Annotated in this window: 17 protein-coding genes; 7 read left to right on the top strand and 10 right to left on the bottom strand. The window is 45.2% G+C overall.

What is annotated here, in order from left to right; genetic code table 11:
- Positions 1–154 precede the first annotated feature (154 nt).
- From MHI52_RS01130 to MHI52_RS01090, 9 genes are all read right to left on the bottom strand, one after another.
- Complete coding sequence (locus tag MHI52_RS01130; RefSeq protein WP_405158283.1) at positions 155–1,243, bottom strand: low temperature requirement protein A; 1,089 nt, start codon at positions 1,241–1,243, stop codon at positions 155–157.
- A 116-nt stretch (positions 1,244–1,359) separates the two neighbouring features.
- Positions 1,360–2,313 (bottom strand): ring-cleaving dioxygenase, encoded by a 954-nt coding sequence (locus MHI52_RS01125; protein WP_405158282.1) that lies wholly within the window; start codon positions 2,311–2,313, stop codon positions 1,360–1,362.
- A gap of 86 nt (positions 2,314–2,399) precedes the next feature.
- Positions 2,400–2,627 carry a DUF896 domain-containing protein gene (locus MHI52_RS01120; protein ID WP_145326414.1) on the bottom strand — a complete coding sequence of 76 codons (228 nt, stop codon included), beginning with the start codon at positions 2,625–2,627 and terminating at the stop codon, positions 2,400–2,402.
- A 246-nt stretch (positions 2,628–2,873) separates the two neighbouring features.
- Positions 2,874–3,917, bottom strand: coding sequence for an SPFH domain-containing protein (locus MHI52_RS01115; RefSeq protein WP_339285034.1), 1,044 nt, complete (start codon positions 3,915–3,917; stop codon positions 2,874–2,876).
- A gap of 78 nt (positions 3,918–3,995) precedes the next feature.
- Positions 3,996–4,802, bottom strand: a complete 807-nt coding sequence (locus MHI52_RS01110) for a TPM domain-containing protein (protein WP_340983755.1) — start codon at positions 4,800–4,802, stop codon at positions 3,996–3,998.
- On the bottom strand, positions 4,799–5,830 hold the full coding sequence (locus MHI52_RS01105) for a TFIIB-type zinc ribbon-containing protein (protein ID WP_338707501.1): 1,032 nt from the start codon (positions 5,828–5,830) through the stop codon (positions 4,799–4,801). Before MHI52_RS01105 ends, MHI52_RS01110 begins: the two co-directional genes overlap by 4 nt.
- Positions 5,831–5,866: 36 nt before the next feature.
- A complete protein-coding gene (locus tag MHI52_RS01100) occupies positions 5,867–6,571 on the bottom strand; it encodes a PspA/IM30 family protein (RefSeq protein WP_405158281.1) in 705 nt (234 codons plus the stop codon).
- 203 nt (positions 6,572–6,774) lie between these two features.
- Positions 6,775–7,728, bottom strand: coding sequence for an alpha/beta hydrolase (locus MHI52_RS01095; RefSeq protein WP_405158280.1), 954 nt, complete (start codon positions 7,726–7,728; stop codon positions 6,775–6,777).
- Positions 7,729–7,837: 109 nt separating this feature from the next.
- Entirely contained in the window at positions 7,838–8,056 is a 219-nt protein-coding gene (locus tag MHI52_RS01090; RefSeq protein WP_127546406.1) for a hypothetical protein, read from the bottom strand.
- Between the two features lie 228 nt (positions 8,057–8,284).
- Here MHI52_RS01090 and MHI52_RS01085 point away from each other — a divergent pair, with 228 nt between their 5' ends.
- The 7 genes from MHI52_RS01085 (at position 8,285) to MHI52_RS01055 (ending at position 16,310) form a co-directional block, all read left to right on the top strand.
- Positions 8,285–9,967 (top strand): sigma-54-dependent transcriptional regulator, encoded by a 1,683-nt coding sequence (locus MHI52_RS01085; protein ID WP_076329624.1) that lies wholly within the window; start codon positions 8,285–8,287, stop codon positions 9,965–9,967.
- Positions 9,968–10,133: 166 nt separating this feature from the next.
- A complete protein-coding gene (locus MHI52_RS01080; protein ID WP_036616292.1) occupies positions 10,134–11,120 on the top strand; it encodes a 2-keto-3-deoxygluconate permease in 987 nt (328 codons plus the stop codon).
- A 95-nt stretch (positions 11,121–11,215) separates the two neighbouring features.
- Positions 11,216–12,511 (top strand): four-carbon acid sugar kinase family protein, encoded by a 1,296-nt coding sequence (locus MHI52_RS01075; RefSeq protein WP_315370706.1) that lies wholly within the window; start codon positions 11,216–11,218, stop codon positions 12,509–12,511.
- Positions 12,508–13,509, top strand: coding sequence for a 4-hydroxythreonine-4-phosphate dehydrogenase PdxA (gene pdxA / locus MHI52_RS01070; protein WP_315370705.1), 1,002 nt, complete (start codon positions 12,508–12,510; stop codon positions 13,507–13,509). Before MHI52_RS01075 ends, pdxA begins: the two co-directional genes overlap by 4 nt.
- Before the next feature lie 306 nt (positions 13,510–13,815).
- The gene (locus MHI52_RS01065; protein WP_405158279.1) at positions 13,816–14,382 is read left to right on the top strand and encodes a TetR/AcrR family transcriptional regulator; all 567 of its coding nucleotides are present in this window, start codon (positions 13,816–13,818) and stop codon (positions 14,380–14,382) included.
- A gap of 123 nt (positions 14,383–14,505) precedes the next feature.
- Positions 14,506–15,627 (top strand): ABC transporter permease, encoded by a 1,122-nt coding sequence (locus tag MHI52_RS01060; RefSeq protein ID WP_405158278.1) that lies wholly within the window; start codon positions 14,506–14,508, stop codon positions 15,625–15,627.
- The gene (locus MHI52_RS01055; protein ID WP_405158277.1) at positions 15,627–16,310 is read left to right on the top strand and encodes an ABC transporter ATP-binding protein; all 684 of its coding nucleotides are present in this window, start codon (positions 15,627–15,629) and stop codon (positions 16,308–16,310) included. Before MHI52_RS01060 ends, MHI52_RS01055 begins: the two co-directional genes overlap by 1 nt.
- Positions 16,311–16,433: 123 nt before the next feature.
- Here the strand turns inward: MHI52_RS01055 and MHI52_RS01050 are convergent, their stop codons facing one another.
- Positions 16,434–17,375, bottom strand: a complete 942-nt coding sequence (locus MHI52_RS01050) for an AraC family transcriptional regulator (protein WP_405158276.1) — start codon at positions 17,373–17,375, stop codon at positions 16,434–16,436.
- Between the last annotated feature and the right edge of the window lie 130 nt (positions 17,376–17,505).

The following is a 17,505-nucleotide window of genomic DNA, read 5'->3' as shown; positions in this document are numbered from 1 at the left end:
TTGTTCATAGTCTCATATTAACAGATTCTATAGAAGAAATTAAATTAGATTTGTGCTTTATTTATATTATTAAAAAATGTCCAGAATTAGCGGCATAATAAAAAGCCACGGACACCTGTTGTCCGTGACTTTTCTTCATTTTATTTTACTTATATCAAGTCGTAAGTTTCGCATAAACCAGGAAGAATAACATGTCTTCGCCCATGATCACATAAGCAGGAACCCGGTAGACCAGATCAACAAGGACAAATGCCACCAGTAAGCCCACCATGACTGCCAGATGACGTGGCCGGAGTCGTAGATGTGCGTGTCTGTAACGGTGGAACACAAGTGATGTCGACAAGAAATACAGTAACGCTGATCCAAATACAAACCCCAGCATGAACACATAGTTTAACTGATTCTGATATAACAGTTGAATTGAGGCAGCGATCATACTCATGGAGATGTAGATGAACAGATGGCCGTATATGATCGCTTGCCCGGCAGTCTGAATCTCTTTGCTGACCTTTTTCTCTACGTTGTCGAAGTATTGCCACCATATCGCAATGACAAAGATGGACGTAAAGGCAGCAAACAAGATGGATTTCATATCCCAATGATCGGCTTGCAGCACAGCGATAATGCTTACCACCGATTCCCCCAGCAGGATAAGTGTAAAGAGCGCAAAACGTTCCAACAAGTGATGGGTCTGAACTGGTACCTTCACCAGATTTTTGCGTCCGATCAGCGGAAGCACGATGTCAACGGCAATCCCCGCATACAAAATCACGTAACGCAGCCAGGAATCGAAGAACAATGAACCTGATGAGATCAATATGCCAATGAGGAAACAGATACCCAAATAACGGGCCGCTTGCTGCTGATGCTCGCCTTTTGACTTGTGAGCCGTCAGATACTGAATCGCCGTAAATGCCCGTGAGCCGATATATCCAATGAAGAAGGACAGGTAGTATTGGTCAAAATGGGTAGAGAGGCTTGCCGTCATGACCATAACGGACAGAAGCTGAAGGATGAGGAATATTCGATGGATCAGGATATCTTGACCATAGCGGTTAATAAACAAGGTCTGACCGACCCATGCCCACCAAACAGGGATAAAAATAAGCACAAACTTCATTAAATATTCAAACGTAATTACTCCGTGTTCGGCATGCAACAAGACATGACCCGCTTTGGCGACCGCTGCTACAAAGAGCAGATCGTAAAACAGCTCCAGCCAGGTAACCTTTTTCTCCATCATCCTTCGTTGCTCCTTTAGGTTTTCTCATAATACAACGCCTGTTGCTAACTCAGTTACCTTCCCGCTGAACTGGTGACGCGCCCAGAGGAAAAACTCTGAGCGCCATCTACCTTACTTCATTGTACTGTAGCAGGTACGAGCGTTCTGACTTCGATCGGCTGCAGGTTACCTTCAATTTGAGGGCGGTATTTCTCAAACCACTCAGGCAGCATCAATTTTTGTCCAAGTGAATCAGCAGGTTCATCTTTGGCAAAGCCCGGAGGATCTGTAGCAATTTCAAACAGAATGCCACCAGCTTCTCTGAAGTAGATTGCGTTAAAGTACTGACGATCCCGCACTGGAGTCGGTTGGTACCCGTAATCACGTACAGCTTCACTCCACTGTGCATGCTCTTCATCGTCTTTGGCGCGCCATGCAATATGGTGCACGGTTCCTGCGCCGCCCATACCCAGAGCCATACGGGTCACTGGAACATCTACGACATTACCGATATCCCCGCTAGACCGGAAACGAGCATACTCTTCATTTTCACTCACTCTGACAAATCCCAAAATTTTCTCAAGAGCATCCATCGTTCTTTGCGGGTTAACACTGAACAGGACAGCACCACCGAAGCCTTTAATCGCTTTATCGGTCGGAATCCCTTCATGCGCCCAAGTGCTGATTGCTCCCTCTTCCCGTTCAACAAGCTCAAGCCGCAGGCCTTCGCCATCTTCGAATTGAAGCAGGTCTTCATTGAAGCGACTTGTTTTGGTTACCTCAATGTTATACTGTTCCAGCCGATTCTGCCAGAAGCCAATCGACCCAGGAGGAATGACATAGGAAGTGATGCCGACCTGACCTCCGCCAATTTTGCCCCGTGGTGATCCAGCGGATGGGAAGAAGGTAATGATGGTACCTGGGCTTCCGTGTTCATCGCCAAAATACAGATGATATACATCAGGTGCATCGAAGTTGATTGTTTTTTTCACGAGACGAAGTCCCAGAACTCCGGCATAAAAATCAACGTTGGCCTGTGGATCTCCTGCGAAAGCTGTAATATGGTGAATACCTGCTGTTTGAATAGTCATGATTAATTCCTCCTTGGTTTGGTAAGTGATTTATAGTAAGTTTGTATTATCTTTAAATTAAGATATATGATCTAGCGAATTGTATTCTAGTCGTTATTTTGATTGGCCTGTTTTTGTTTCAATTTATCAGGAGTCACGTCATCGCCGTTTGGATCATAGATGGTTGCATTCAGCAGAATGTCGTTGACCGAACCGCGAAAAGTTTGCAGATATTCCTGGCGAAGACGAACCTGTTCCTCTTTCTCCATCTCCGTCAATCCGCCCTCTTTGGCTTTTCTTGAAAGTTCATTTATTCTGGTCAATGTTGGGATCATCATCTTGATCTCTCCTTGTGTAATGGATTAAAGATATTTGTTTGTGGTTGTTATTTATATTTAAATTAAATATCTTAAGTTAAAGATAAGTGATTTATGAGCGGTTGTCAACACTTTTATCAAAACTAAAATAAATGGACCTGTTCCCGCTTAACGCCCTGCTAATTTAACTTGAATTCAGACAAAAAGGGATAGACCCGCAGTATTTGGTGCACTGCTAGACTATCCCTACATGTATTTATTTGATTAGCCCAGCTTTTGACCACAATTCGGACAAAAGTTGGCTCCTTCATTTTTGGCTCCACAGTTCGGGCAGAAGTTTGGCTTCTTGTTGCCTTCTGTAGATGAAGATGTATTTGAACCACCGTTGCTATTTCCCGCTGGTTTCTGGTCGTTATTTTGATTCTGAGACGAATTGGAATTATTGTTCTGGTTTTGGCCTTGATTCTGGTTCATGTTTTTCATCATTTCATTGGCCATGTTCATACCCATCATCATGCCCGCCATATCCGAAGCTGCGCCGCCGCCCTGAACTTTACCGGATGAGATGCCGTCTGTCATGCTGACCTGTTGATACTTTTGCAGATTACCAATCATCTCATGCGAAGCGGTCTTTGTAATCATATCCTGAATCTCTTTTGGATAGTTGAAACTCATCACTTGGAAACCGGTAATCCCAATGCCGATGTCCATCATCTGCATATCCAGATCTTCCTGAATACCTTTGGCAATATCCGATGCGTTGGCCTGCAGGTTGAACATATCCTTCCCTTCGCGGCTAATCCACTTCATCAGAAGCTGATCCAGCACGGAAGTGATTCGGATTTTGACATCCTCGACCAGATAACTCTGCTTGATGCCTGCAATCTTATCAATCAGGGTGACATAGTCACTTACTTTAAAATTAAATGTACCGTTCGCCCGAATCGGCATCCCGCCCGGCAGTTGTGGTGTTGGAATCAACACCGGACTTTGTGTGCCCCACCGCACGGTGAACTCTTTTGTATTTACAAACAAGACTTCGACCCGCATGCCGCTGTTGAATCCAAATTTGAATCCTTTTAATGTAGAAAGAAATGGAATGATCTCGGAATCGATATTAAATGATCCTTCGTCCTCGAAAATGCCTTCCACTTTACCGTTATTCAAGAAAATGGCGTCCTGACCCGAACGGATGATCAGTTTACTCCCCTTCTTGATCTCCCGATTGCTCCACTTCCAAAATATCATGTCATCTCTAAACTCTTCCCATTCCACCACATTCGAAAATTGATTTCTGAAAAATCCCATACTAATTCCCATCCCTTCTATTAGTAAGCATTGTGTACCCAACATGCCTGCATTAAGTTATTGCGAATGTCCGTGATGCTAGAAAGATCGGCTGCTACCGCTATGGGAATGGCCACCTTGGGTGGTGCCTCCGCCTCCGCCGCCTCCGCCGCCACCGTTGTTATTGTTCTTCTCAATCTTGTGTTTGGTGACCGTTGTACGAATGTACCGATCCTGACGATCAATTACACTGGAGTTACTGGAATCCTCATAAGTCGCACGATTGACCGTGACACGTCCTCCAGAACGATGGGTCATTACACCAACTACAATTCCTCCGATTGCCCCGGATACAGCAAGTTGAAACCACGTATTGAAGAGGATATTATCCGGGTTTACCCCGGGCTTAAGATCCATATATTCGTAGGAGAGCTCCAGATATTTTTCAAAAGCCAATCTATAATTTCCATCCGATACATCTGGGGCAATTTTGGCCGTAATTTTATCGGCTCTGCCATTATCGATGTACTCTTCCCCTTTGTGAAAACCAGCCAGATACATCTTCCGATTGTACATGTCTATTGTAAGAATAACTGCGTTTCCATGCGTTTTATCGTAACCAAATCCCTGATCGTCATAAAAGTCTTCGGTAAGCAGTTTTTCACTTTTATGCTCCTCGTTATTGGAGGTATAGATTACAAAATCCGTCTGCCGTTCCGCACCATACTGATTCGCAAGTAGATTCAATTCACTTTTCTCCTGCTCACTCAGCAGGTTGGCCTCATCGTAGATGAGATTTTTGCTCTCCGCTGCGGATACCGATGACATGGGAATCAACGGAGCAACAAGGGTGAACATAAGTAAAATGAGCGTAGCCATCACGGCCAGAGGGGTTCTTTTTCTCATAAGAATCCACCTCCCATCATCCAGGAAACCAGCTTCAGTGACAACAACGAGACCGCTGATACCCCTGCGAACCATCCTGCCACTTTAGCTTTGCTGATCGGTGGTTTACCGACCACCTTACCTGTCTGACCATTCATGGCAAAGGTATACTGTGCCCGATTGTAGTCATAGTTGACCATCCACACCGGGAGTAGCACATAGTCCGCATTTTTGAGCGTAGTATCAATCTGTTTGTCCGTGTAGCTCACGCTGGTATATCCGGATACAGTTGAGGCAATATAAGAATCAATGTACGATCTCGTTTTATCCTTGGCCCGTGGGAAAAGTTCCTCGTCCGTATAACTGTATTTTTCCGCAATGTACCCCGCCAGATACGGGGTCTTGAACAATTTCAGCTGATTATATGGGAAAGGCTCCAGCTTATCCATCAGTTCATCCTTCATTTTCTCCGATGCATCGATGGGCAGGTTCACGTAATTCAGCCGAATCCGGCGGTATATATCAAAATGCTGTGTTTCCGTGTAATGGTAGTCGCCCTGGGTGTAGGATCTGACCTTGGTGCCACGACCATGCACTTCGATTTTGTTATGTAACTCATACAACCAGAACGGCACGTACATGCCAGTAATACTCTGAATCCGATCGGCGGACATGAAGCCACTTGGCGTTAAAAGGCCGTTTCTGCACCACTTTTTGAAAGCCTGCTTGGCTTGATCCTTGTTGATCGAAAAGGGAATCACCATCGCAGGGGCCAGATTGCCCGTCAGCCGATCACTGAGTACAACCGCTGCACCGCAGAAACTGCAGGTCGTCGCACTGGTCTCCGGTTCTGTCACAATGTCAGCTCCGCAGCTATTACAGTGGTATTCCTTGACCTCATTTTCGGTGAATACTTGTCTTTTCAGGGGATCGGGGATCTGCTCTATGTTGTCCTCGCGGCCGCAGCTGGGACAGGATAGTGCACCTGACACACTATCAAAGATCATACCACTGCCGCAGTTTGGACATTTATATTCAATAACCGGCATCTGCTCACCTCAATGTTAACGAAATGGTGTAACGTATTACTTATTCTTCAGTTTTTCCTGAATCGCTGCGAGTTCTTCCGCTGCACTTGGCGACGCACTCTCATTATTACCCGCATCTGCGTTCATGTCCCTCTCCAACTGGGCAATTAATTCGTCCAAATCATCTTCCTGTGCCCCAGCACGAAGTTCTGCCAAAGCCTCTGCTTCGTTCAGCGCCTGGTTCGCCTTGTCTTCCATGGCCTTCAATGCAGCATCAGCTCTGCCCGCAGATGCATTCCGTTCGTTGGCCTGTTGCTGCGCCTTTGCATCTGCCATGCGACCTTTCAGTTCTGCATGCCGCGCCTCCAATTTCCCCAGATCTGCAACGAGTTTATCATTCATATGTTTCATCATCTTCGCTTTGGCTGAAGCACGTTCATAGGCAGCCTGTAATTCGTTCAATTTGCCAGCCAACTTCACTTTCTTCTCCAGAAAACCACGTGCCTTGTCTTCGTCTCCCGACTCCGCCGATTTTTCCGCATACCGCTGGAACTTGTTGACCTCGGCACTACACTCATCCAATGCTCGCTTCGCCCGGCTCTCATCCGACAGCACCGCTGCCGTTTCAGCCTTCACCTGACCCAGATCACTGCTCAGGTTGCGCATATATTCATTCACACTTTTCTCCGGGTCTTCCGCCCGAGACAACATGTGGTTCACATTGGCCTTCATCACGTCTCTAAACCTCGATAAGATTCCCATTACTTGTTCCTCCTCCGAAAAGTTCATATGTATACTATAATACATGAATACGCCCACATACGTTTCACATTTCACGATGGCAAGTGGAGTTACTACGATCCAAATCCGTACTATAAAAACGTAATATAAGAAAAGACGAGCACTTATAGTGTCGTCTTATAATCCAAAAATCCTCTCCTAATTCTCAGTTCTTTCTTCCTAGTTTACAGTCCTTTAATGAACAGCACACTTTCCTCTGCAATCCGATCTGGATCCGTATTATGTATGTAATGACCGCCATCTAAAATCTGATATTGTCCCATCTTCACAGACTCGATATAAGTTATTAGGTACTTTTTCCAATTCTCAACGGGTAACTCTTCTCCATTAGATATGAAAAAATACATCGGCACATCCGGAATTCCCTGTGTAGCAACTTTTGTTGCATTCTGTTTAATCATGTTGACTTCATCATTCATATTCGATGTCTGCGTATTCTTGTAGAATAGCGCCCGGTAAAGTTCCTCTTCCTGAGGAGACAGGTGATCCTCCTTAATCGCAGCGGATGAATCCACAATCCCGGGGAAAAAGCGTGTAATTCCCATTCGTGCTCCCAAACCTGTCAGACTCATCATGCCTCCCGAGGGCAAAGGATATGCTTCATATACCTCTGGAATAGCAGGGTCCAATCCAATAATCGCCTTAACTTCGGTTGGATACCGTTGTGCCCAATATAATGCTTCAATGCCTGACATGGAATGCGGAAACAACACATACGGTGGATTCTGGCCAGCTAAAGTCAGCGCTGTTCTGGTTTCTTCCAATATCGTATCGATATCGCGGGACACCTTGGCCGTTTCACTGAAGCCATACCCTGCCTTCTCAACTACAGCAATTTTGTATTGTTCAGACAATCTGGAGTAAAGTGCCTTGAAATCCAATACAGGAGCGGATGTACCCCCACCTGACAGAAAGACCAGTGTTTGTGACCCAGAACCTTCTGCATAGACATGCATTTGGTGATTATTCACGTTAACCATTGCACCTGGCGGCGACAGAATACTCAACTCACTCTTGAGCTTAATCGTATGATTCGTGAAACTAATTACAATGAACATTAGCATGACACCCAATATTGCCAAAGCACCATACCCCAATCTCTTCAACACAATTCTCATTGGTTCCCCTCCAACGTGATGTACACTCTTATTTATTTTATCATGTACATTGGAAGTTATATGAGATTTAATCCTTTTCTCATCGCGCTCTAATAAATCCCTACCTGATCTACGGCTCGACCGGAAGGCTCTCCACCGCTGTGAAAAACACATCCAGTAGCTCAACGTTGTACGTAATGCGGACGTATTCGGTTATTAACGCCACATCCTCTTCCCCCTGATACTCCAAGCATGGGCGGCCCTCACTCCACAGCACCCTGCACGGGAACCTCCCGACAACATCCTTAATGATGTGATCCGGCTCAGCTACTTTATGAATGTCTCCCATATGAAATCTCCTCATTTCTCTATACTTATCGTGTGCAATTATGCATTAATTTTGAAATACATAACGATTCGATTCAGTGCACTTCATCACATTCCACTCGGAGAGTTATGAAGGCATAACACACAGGCATTTTGCAGACACAACAGGGCTGGTTCCCCCATAGGTGCCATTCCTTCGTAAGTTGGCTATAATAAGGGGATCAAAGTTTTCTATAAAGGCAGGAAAATTATGCGTACACTGGTTCACTTTATTGCTCCCTACGAATCGATGATTCCTATTATACAAGAGTGCATTCCTCGCTTTCCCCAGTTAACCATTCAGACGGACGTGGGCGACTTGGCAAACGGTGTGGAATTAGCAACTCAAGCTGAGAAAAACGGTGCAGAGATTATCATCAGCCGCGGCGGAACCGCCCAACTCATTAAAAAAGCAGTGACCATTCCCGTCATTGATGTGCAGTTATCGGGCTATGATATGATTCGTTCACTTACACTGGCAAGCCAGTTTAACGGCCAAACAGCCATTGTTGGCTTCTCCAACATCACCTCTGGTGCACAATCGATTATTGATCTGATGGATCTGCCCCTCAAGGTCTATACCATACATAGCTCGGAAGATGTCGCCCGATTACTCTTGGAGTTGAAAGCTTCCGGGTACCGACAGATTGTCGGAGATGTGATCACCGTCAACACCGCGAAGACCTATGGTCTGGAGGGATTGTTAATCCAATCTGGACAGGAATCCATCCTTAGAGCGATGGAGGATGCACAGCTGGTCTACCGTTATTTGAGCAAAAATCATGCGATATCGATCATCCTGAATGACCTGGTTACACGGGAACATCCCAATTTACTTATTTTAAATGAACGGAATGAAGTTGTATTCGAGAACCTGACCGATTTTGGGAAAAATCCGCTGACCGATAATCACATATATCTGACCAATACCAGTCTGGAGTTCCATCAATCCCAGATCCAAAATGTGTTCATGGTGGACGATTACCAGCTCACGGTTAACGCCTATGAAACGACCCTGGACAACAAGAACTACAAGGTATATATGCTGGAAAAAGGACAACCCTATGCCTTTGCACAATTCGGCATAACAACGTTTACGGACGCATCGATGGAGCCTATCGTTGCCGAATCCCCTGCCATGCAGGCGGTATTACAGAACATTCGGGCACTCTACGAGAATCATGAACCGATCTATCTGCGGGGTGAAGCAGATTCCGGTAAATCTTTTCTGGTCAAACATATTCATCAGATGTACTCAGGTGGCGGACTCTTATTACAGATGGATCTCTCGCAAGTTCCGCCCGGTCATTTGCACAAGATACCACTCGCCAAGGTTAGAAATGTAGAGATTAACCACATGGAAACACGGATGGAAGATCCGGAGTTGCTCGCCTTTATCCAGAGCTGCCTTCAAAATCAGATTGGGGTGTTTATACTCGGGGAACAGATAATGAACCCGCAGTGGTCACTTGATCTGGAGCTTAATACAATCATGATGCCAAATCTTGCGGATAGACCAGAGGATCTGGCTCCACTGATGCAACATTTCCTGACGGATTACTACCACAAATACGGAACTACTGCGGTGAGAATCAAAGAAGATGCTCTACAGCTGATCCAAGATCAGATCACACATATGAATGTCAACCAGCTGAAACATCTGATCAAGCAGGCTGCACTCAACGAACAAGATTATGTAATCACCACGGCTACCTTGTCCCGCTTGCTGGATCAGCAACCTTCTTCAAGCCCAATGAAGTTGAACGGTACGCTGAAGGAGATTGAGAAAGAAGTTATTCAGTTCGTGCTTCAGGAGGAAAATAACAATCAATCAAAGGCCGCAGAGCGTCTGGGGATTAACCGGGCCACATTATGGCGTAAACTTAAAGATTAACTTTAAGTTTGCGTCTTTTTTATCGCTTTTATATGTTGCATTTTTAAACAGTTAACTGCGTATTTAAAATTTACAATAATTTATTGTTGCTATATTAAACGATATGGGATAATATAATCCCTGCAAGCGCTTCATAAAAACGATTACTTCATAAGGAGCTACTACTATGAACATTAAAGCAACTTTAGATCGCATCCCTGGCGGTATGATGGTCGTTCCCCTGTTACTTGGTGCAACCATTAATACATTCTTCCCGAATGCCCTGCGCATTGGCGGATTCACGGAAGCACTTTTTGTTAACAGTGCCAGTACGTTGATTGCCCTGTTCCTGTTCATTGCGGGTACACAGATTACGTTTAAAACAGCAGGTTCCTCTGTCGGCAAAGGTTTGACCTTGCTTACGTTCAAATGGGTGATTGGTGCAGCCCTTGGTTTTATCGCTATTTTGTTCGCGGATTCAAACGGGTTATTTCTCGGTCTGGCCCCGCTGGCCATTATTGCTGCAATGACTAACTCTAATGGCGGTTTGTACATTGCTCTCGCCGGCCAATACGGGAAAGAAGATGACAAAGCAGCCTACCCTTTCCTCGCTCTCAGTGATGGTCCTTTCCTGACCATGGTAGCGCTCTCCATCTTTGGTGCGATGGGTTTTGCAAACGGTATGTTTTCCCCTATGGCCTTTGTTGCGGTATTGCTTCCACTCATCGTTGGTGTCATTATTGGTAATCTGGACCGCAATCTGGCGGAATGGCTGCATAAAGGCAGTGACAAACTTGTTCCGTTCTTTGCATTTGCTCTGGGTATGAACATTAGCTTCTCCTCCATCATTCAAGGTGGTCTTAGCGGAATTTTACTTGGTGTGTTAACCGTGTTATTAACGGGGGGAATCGGTTTCCTGCTCTTTAAAGCCATCGGCTGGAACCCGATCGTTGGTGCTTCCGAAGGTTCAACTGCCGGGAATGCCGTAGGTACACCTGCTGCCATCGTGGCTGCTAATGCTTCATTTGGCCCAATTGCCGAGATTGCTACGGTGCAAATTGCAGCGAGCGTTGTAACAACAGCCATCCTGTTGCCGATCTTCATCGGGTTCCTCTCCAAACGATTAGAGAAATCAGGTGGAGTCGAGAAATACAATCAACGACCAACCACATAAATGGGTATCACCTGATTTAATTTGCTTAATCTGTGCTTAATGGATGATCTGAACGGACTTTTTATTAAATTGTGCTTACAAGGAGGGATGACTGCATGAAATTAGCCATTATTGCAGATGATTTGACCGGTGCCAATGACAGCGGGGTGCAGCTTGCCCGTCACGGCTTGAAGACCAGTGTTCTTTTTAATATAGATGAAGGCCCTCTTACACGTTACGATGCCGTCGTCTTTGATACAGATAGTCGTTCCATATCCTCGCAGGAAGCGTATGACCGTGTATATCAGGCTGCTGAATTGTTGACGAACAACGGATTTGAGACGATTTTCAAAAAAATGGACTCCACCATGCGTGGTAATATCGGCATCGAGATTGATGCTGTATATGATGTCGTAAAGCCGGACTTTATGATGATCGCCCCGGGTTATCCAAAAAATAACCGGACGATATTGGAAGGAATCCATTACCTGAACGGCGTTCCGCTGGCAGATACTGAAATTGCCCATGATCCGAAGACACCTGTAACGATTTCCTACCTTCCGGACTTGTTGAAACAACAGACCAAGTACGAAGTTGGCGAGATCACCATCGCTGATCTGGAAGCCGGGCAGAATCATATTCGCACCAAGCTAGAGCAGTTGAAAACAAAGAATATCCCGTATGTAATGGTGGACTCCACCGAAGAAAGACATCTGGAACTGATTCTGCAGATGACTCGTGAGTTGGAGTATACCTTTACTTGGGCAGGTTCGGCGGGCATTGCCAATTACCTCCCCGCACATTACGAGTTGGAATCCAGGGCTGCGTCACTTGATATCCCGGAGAATCCCGGTCCAATCCTAACGGTGGTCGGCAGCGTGAACAAAAACTCCCGAGAGCAGCTGCATCGCTTGATGCGCAAGTCCCGCGTAGCTTCAGTCTCCTTCCATTCCTTCAAAGCGGTATCCGCAACCGCAGACCGCGCGGAAGAGATGGAACGTGTCTATAACGAGGTTCGAGACAAAGCGCTGGAAGGACAAGATGTTGTCCTCTACTCCACCGCTGAACAGGTGGATATCGAACTGGCACGAGCAACGGGCGAAATTCGTGGTCTCAATCACACGGAAGTCAGCAACGAGATTGTACTTGCGATGGGTGAGATCTGTGCCAGACTGCTGGAAGAGGGACTTTTCAAAGGGGTATCCATGACCGGCGGTGATACAGCTAAACAAATCTGTCTGAAATGGAATATTAGCGGCTTCGAGCTGCTGGATGAGCTTGAAATCGGCGTGCCGATCTCCAAGTTTATCGGGATTGATGATCTGCATGTGATTACCAAAGCAGGCGGATTCGGCAAACCGGATGTCTTTATCCATGCGATTCAAAAATTAAAAGGGGGTATTCTTGTATGAAACCTACAATTGGAATTACGATGGGCGACGCAGCAGGTATTGGACCGGAGATTATTATGAAAGCACTGGGTCATCAAGAAATGTACGATCAATGCAATCCACTCGTTATCGGTGATGCGAAGATTCTGGAGCGTGTGTTGCCAGTCATCGGTTCAAGTCTGAACGTTAACGCGATTCAAGAGCCTTCTGAAGCCAAGTATGAATTCGGTACTGTGGATGTGATTGATCTGAACCTCGTTCCTGCGGATCTGGAATACGGTAAAGTATCTGCCGTGGCTGGAGATGCAGCATTCCAGTTTCTCGCCAAAGCCATTGATCTTGCCAAAACACAGCAGATTCACTCCATCTGCACCGCGCCTTTGAACAAAGAAGCTCTGCATCAAGGGGGGCACCTGTATCCGGGGCACACCGAGATTCTGGCTGACCTGACGGATACGCAGGACTTCTCGATGATGCTGACCACGCCTAATCTGCGCGTTATTCACCTGACAACACACATGGGTCTGATCGATGCCATTGCAAGTATTAACCCGGAAAGAACCTACACCGTCGTGAAGCTTGCTCATGATACGTTGAAAAAAGCAGGCTTTGAGAATCCGCGCGTTGCCGTATGCGGAATCAATCCTCATGCTGGAGAGAACGGCTTGTTCGGTAATGGAGAAGAAGAAGAGAAGCTTCAGCCCGGTATCGAACGTGCACAGCAGGAAGGCATTAACGTCGTTGGTCCACTCCCGGCGGACACACTCTTCTTCCGCGCTGGTCGAGGTGACTTCGATATCGTCGTAGCCTGCTATCACGACCAAGGCCATGCACCGATCAAAGTAATGGGCATTGAAGAAGGCGTGAACATCACCGTTGGTCTGAAAGGCGGTATCATCCGTACGTCTGTTGACCACGGTACAGCCTTCGATATCGCTGGTAAAAATATCGCCGATGATAAAAGCATGCTGGCTGCCATCCGCTCTGCTATTGAGCTGGCGCCGAAGGATCGAGGATAACATCAAGATTTATTCGGTACATGCGTGAGTCTGATCGTAAGATCAATTGTATTCGTATCGGTATATATTCGGTATTCGATAAATAGAAGGAAAAAGGCAAACCCTCTGTAAGTTCAAGGGTTTGCCTTTTTGTATATCGTCCACCCATTTATTCAGACCAAGAGTCTTGGTTGGTATTATGGCCATCAAACATATGCTAAACTGATCATAATAAGCAAGTAAAGTGGAGAACTCCTGTAGACCTGCAGTACACATCGATTACGTGAAGTTCACACCGATTTTAAATGATAAAAAGGAAGAGATTTAATGGGACGAAAACAATCTTTTACTGAAACAGAGCTACTGGACACAACTAAAAAATTAGTACTTGAGCATGGCTATGACGGTTTTCATCTCAAGCTGCTCTCACAGCATCTGTCCGGAGCCCGGAGCACGATATATCAATATTACGCGAATAAAGAAGAGATCGTCGCTGCTTGTATGAAGCGATCAATTGCAACCGTATTAGAGAATTCATTAGCCATTGATGAGACTGATCCAATGGATGCTCTTGAGCAACTGCTTCTGATTTACGCAGAAGAATCTACGCTCCATCAACTTTTGGGAGATGCTAGTAAAATTAATACGACTAATTCTGCTGCAGCAGCGAGAGATCTTGAATTTATTGAGGAAGCACATAGGACCCTAAAAATTCAATTATCACGCTTGTTTGAACGCGCTCAGCAGGATCAAGCCCTGCGACAAGATATTCCTCTACCTGTACTTATTGGTGTTTTTTTTAACTTAATTAATACGCCTAATATTCTAAATATCCCTACGCCTGATTGGGGAAAGCTACTGTTCCAAATGTGGATCGGAGGAGCCAAGAGCTAACTTTATTCTTGGCTTTAATTTGACACAAGTGTCATTTATATCGTTTAATAATGAAGACCGCGTGGCCGCGCATCTAAATTGACACTTGTGTCAAAAAAAGATAGAGAAGGAGTTGAACAGAACATGTTTTTAGCGATGAAGGAGTTAATGCATAATAAAATGAAGTTTTTGATGATTATCATTATCTTCGTACTAATGGCTTGGTTGGTATTTATTTTATCCGGTCTGGGAAATGGATTATCTACGCTAGCCGCATCAACATTCAAGACCATGAAGGCTGATTATGTCATCTTTGAAGAAGGAGCTCAGTCTTCCATGAGCAAGTCACTGCTGTCAGATCAACTGGTGGCGAAGGCGGAACAACTTCCTAATGTGGATGCTGCATCCCCTATGGGAAGTACGATGGCAACAGCAATGAAAGAGACGAGTACCAAGAATGAAGATAAAGTCGATATAGCGATTATAGGAGTTAACCCAGGAAGCTTCCTGGAACCAGCTATTGTAGAAGGTGAAAGCCTGTCTTCCGAGAATCCCACCGGGGTGGTTGTGAATTCGACCCTAAAAGATGAGGGCTATAATATCGGGGACACCTTTCAACTGGATGGCACGACGGAATCATTGACAATTATCGGATATGTGGAGAATCAGACGTATAACCACGTTGCATCCGTATTTACCCCAATGGCTGAATGGCGGGAGATTACCTTCGCGGCTCCAAGTTCAGATAAAGGAATCGCCGGACCGGTTAATGCGATCATGTTACAAGGCGAGAATATTGATCCAGAAGCTATAAATAAAGAGTTATCCAGCACAGATACAGTTACCCGAGCAGCAGCTGTACAAGGAATGCCAGGATACAAAGAAGAGAACGGTACGATTCTAATGATGCTTGCATTTCTACTCGCGATCTCTGCATTTGTACTCGGGGTATTCTTCTATGTCATTACGATGCAAAAAACCAACCAGTTTGGCATTATGAAAGCGATAGGCGCTAGTAACCGTTTCTTGGGAAAAGCCATTATCTCGCAAGTGTTTGTACTTTCGCTGACTAGTATTGTTGTTGGAATCTTGCTAACTTATGGGACAGCAGCAATTATGCCAAAAGGAATGCCATTTAAGCTGGAAACCAGTCTTGTCTTCAATTATTCTATTATCTTGCTGGTTATTGCTATGTTAAGTTCACTGGTATCTGTTCGCAAAATTACTAAGATTGATCCGCTTAAGGCGCTCGGGAGGGTTGAATAATGAGTAAGGGACTGCACATGCGGGAAGTCACCATGTATTATGCCGAAGGAAACAATCGGATCACCGCGCTTGATCATGTATCCATATCCGTGGAACCGGGGGAGTTTGTTGCTGTAGTCGGACCTTCTGGTTCTGGTAAAAGTACATTCTTATCTATTGCTGGGGCCATGCTGAAAGCCTCCGAAGGAGATATTCAACTAAACGGAAATCATATTTCGAAGCTTACGGAGAAAGAGCTATCTAATATAAGGCTGCAAGAAGTTGGATTTATTATGCAATCTTCAAATCTAGTTCCCTATCTAAATGTTCTGGATCAACTGCTAGTTGTAAAAAGGATGACCGGGACGATTAAAAAAGAGGATAAGGCATTTGCCTCCAAGCTGCTGGAAGAACTGGGGCTGGGTTTGAAGTTAAAAAGTTTTCCCGAAGAGTTATCCGGTGGTGAGAAACAACGGACAGCCATTGCTCGTTCTTTAATGAATAATCCCAACATCATCTTAGCCGATGAACCAACCGCCAGTTTGGATACCAAACGAGCCCATGAAGTGGTTAGTCTAATCGCGCAAGAAGTGAAATCACGCCAAAAGGCGGCCATTATGGTTACCCATGATGAGCGTATGCTTGAATATTGTGACAGAGTATATCGGATGTATGATGGCGGTTTGTTCCTAGCTGAATCGTAAATATATGGACCAAACAATATACCATTTCTCTTCTCTATTCTTTCTTTTATAAAAAGCTTCTATTCAGAAAAGAGTAACATGTTAAGTAGATTTTAGGTCTGTCCATCACTCTCCTCGTCCCACTCACTCTAGGCTCCCAAGTGGTTCGGGTCTCTCACCCACAAGTATAACTTCACGCTCGCTCTGCGAACGTCTGCTTCGGCGATATGCACTTGGTGACATTCCGTTCTGTTTGTTGAAGATGCGATTGAACTGGGAAAAGCTTGTGAACCCACACTGTGCAGCAATATCTGTGATTTTCTCACTCGAATTCAGCAGCATTTGCTGGGCATTCCGAATACGGGTCATCTGCACGTACTCTGTGAAGGTGAAGCCGGTAACCTTATTGAATTGGCGAGACAAGTGATGGGCACTTACATAAAAACGCTTGGATACCTCGTCCAAAGATAAATCCTGCTGATAATGGCTGTGAATATAAGAGGCAATGGCATACATGCGCCTGGACATCGTTGATCCAGTCTCTTCACGCACATACCCGTTCTCTGGTGAGTAACGATGAAGAGCACAGAGAAACTCCACGAACTTGCTATGAATCATAACCGATTGAAGGACAAAAGGGTGCTGCGATATAGCAAAAATATCATTGATTGGCGCGAGGACTTCCTTGCGTCTTTCTTCTGTAAATCGGAATATCGGGACCGGTTTATCAAAAATCGAGAACAGCTCTTTGTAACCGCTATCAAGACCAGGTGTATTAAGTGGCATGGCAAAGGTGATCATCAATCGTTTCGGCGGAGCACCCTTCGGATATTGCGTTTTATGCAGCAATGAAGGCCGCAACAGAACGATATCCAGAGGCTGGATCTCATATAAACTGCCTTCAATGATGTGCGCAGCTGTGCGATCGAGAAGGATACAGATTTCATAGAAATCATGGAAATGCTGAAATTCCATATTCAGTTCATGGGAGCGCTCGTCATAATCCAGATGATAAAAAAGTGAATCTCCAGGCTGGTTCACATGGATCGCATATCCTTGCTCGTATGCCAAAACCGATGGTGTCATGGACATGCCCCCTATCCTGATTCTAATGATTTTATTTTAGCATGAAATGCAATAAAAAGACGTTATTTTCAGCATACAATACATAGTTTCGCCCATTTCTCTTTTGTTATGATAGAGTTGATATGTTAGC

The sequence above is a fragment of the Paenibacillus sp. FSL H8-0283 genome (assembly GCF_045040675.1).
Classification (GTDB): Bacteria; Bacillota; Bacilli; order Paenibacillales; family Paenibacillaceae; genus Paenibacillus; species Paenibacillus amylolyticus.
The sequence above is the reverse complement of the archived record's forward strand: the minus strand, read 5'-3'. Positions and strand labels throughout refer to the sequence as shown.

What these genes read in the sequence shown, in the direction of transcription:
- MHI52_RS01130 (WP_405158283.1), bottom strand. Translation starts at nt 1,243, where the DNA reads ATGATGGAGAAAAAGGTTACCTGGCTGGAGCTGTTTTACGATCTGCTC.
- MHI52_RS01125 (WP_405158282.1), bottom strand. Translation starts at nt 2,313, where the DNA reads ATGACTATTCAAACAGCAGGTATTCACCATATTACAGCTTTCGCAGGA.
- MHI52_RS01120 (WP_145326414.1), bottom strand. Translation starts at nt 2,627, where the DNA reads ATGATCCCAACATTGACCAGAATAAATGAACTTTCAAGAAAAGCCAAA.
- MHI52_RS01115 (WP_339285034.1), bottom strand. Translation starts at nt 3,917, where the DNA reads ATGGGATTTTTCAGAAATCAATTTTCGAATGTGGTGGAATGGGAAGAG.
- MHI52_RS01110 (WP_340983755.1), bottom strand. Translation starts at nt 4,802, where the DNA reads ATGAGAAAAAGAACCCCTCTGGCCGTGATGGCTACGCTCATTTTACTT.
- MHI52_RS01105 (WP_338707501.1), bottom strand. Translation starts at nt 5,830, where the DNA reads ATGCCGGTTATTGAATATAAATGTCCAAACTGCGGCAGTGGTATGATC.
- MHI52_RS01100 (WP_405158281.1), bottom strand. Translation starts at nt 6,571, where the DNA reads ATGGGAATCTTATCGAGGTTTAGAGACGTGATGAAGGCCAATGTGAAC.
- MHI52_RS01095 (WP_405158280.1), bottom strand. Translation starts at nt 7,728, where the DNA reads ATGAGAATTGTGTTGAAGAGATTGGGGTATGGTGCTTTGGCAATATTG.
- MHI52_RS01090 (WP_127546406.1), bottom strand. Translation starts at nt 8,056, where the DNA reads ATGGGAGACATTCATAAAGTAGCTGAGCCGGATCACATCATTAAGGAT.
- MHI52_RS01085 (WP_076329624.1), top strand. Translation starts at nt 8,285, where the DNA reads ATGCGTACACTGGTTCACTTTATTGCTCCCTACGAATCGATGATTCCT.
- MHI52_RS01080 (WP_036616292.1), top strand. Translation starts at nt 10,134, where the DNA reads ATGAACATTAAAGCAACTTTAGATCGCATCCCTGGCGGTATGATGGTC.
- MHI52_RS01075 (WP_315370706.1), top strand. Translation starts at nt 11,216, where the DNA reads ATGAAATTAGCCATTATTGCAGATGATTTGACCGGTGCCAATGACAGC.
- pdxA (WP_315370705.1), top strand. Translation starts at nt 12,508, where the DNA reads ATGAAACCTACAATTGGAATTACGATGGGCGACGCAGCAGGTATTGGA.
- MHI52_RS01065 (WP_405158279.1), top strand. Translation starts at nt 13,816, where the DNA reads ATGGGACGAAAACAATCTTTTACTGAAACAGAGCTACTGGACACAACT.
- MHI52_RS01060 (WP_405158278.1), top strand. Translation starts at nt 14,506, where the DNA reads ATGTTTTTAGCGATGAAGGAGTTAATGCATAATAAAATGAAGTTTTTG.
- MHI52_RS01055 (WP_405158277.1), top strand. Translation starts at nt 15,627, where the DNA reads ATGAGTAAGGGACTGCACATGCGGGAAGTCACCATGTATTATGCCGAA.
- MHI52_RS01050 (WP_405158276.1), bottom strand. Translation starts at nt 17,375, where the DNA reads ATGACACCATCGGTTTTGGCATACGAGCAAGGATATGCGATCCATGTG.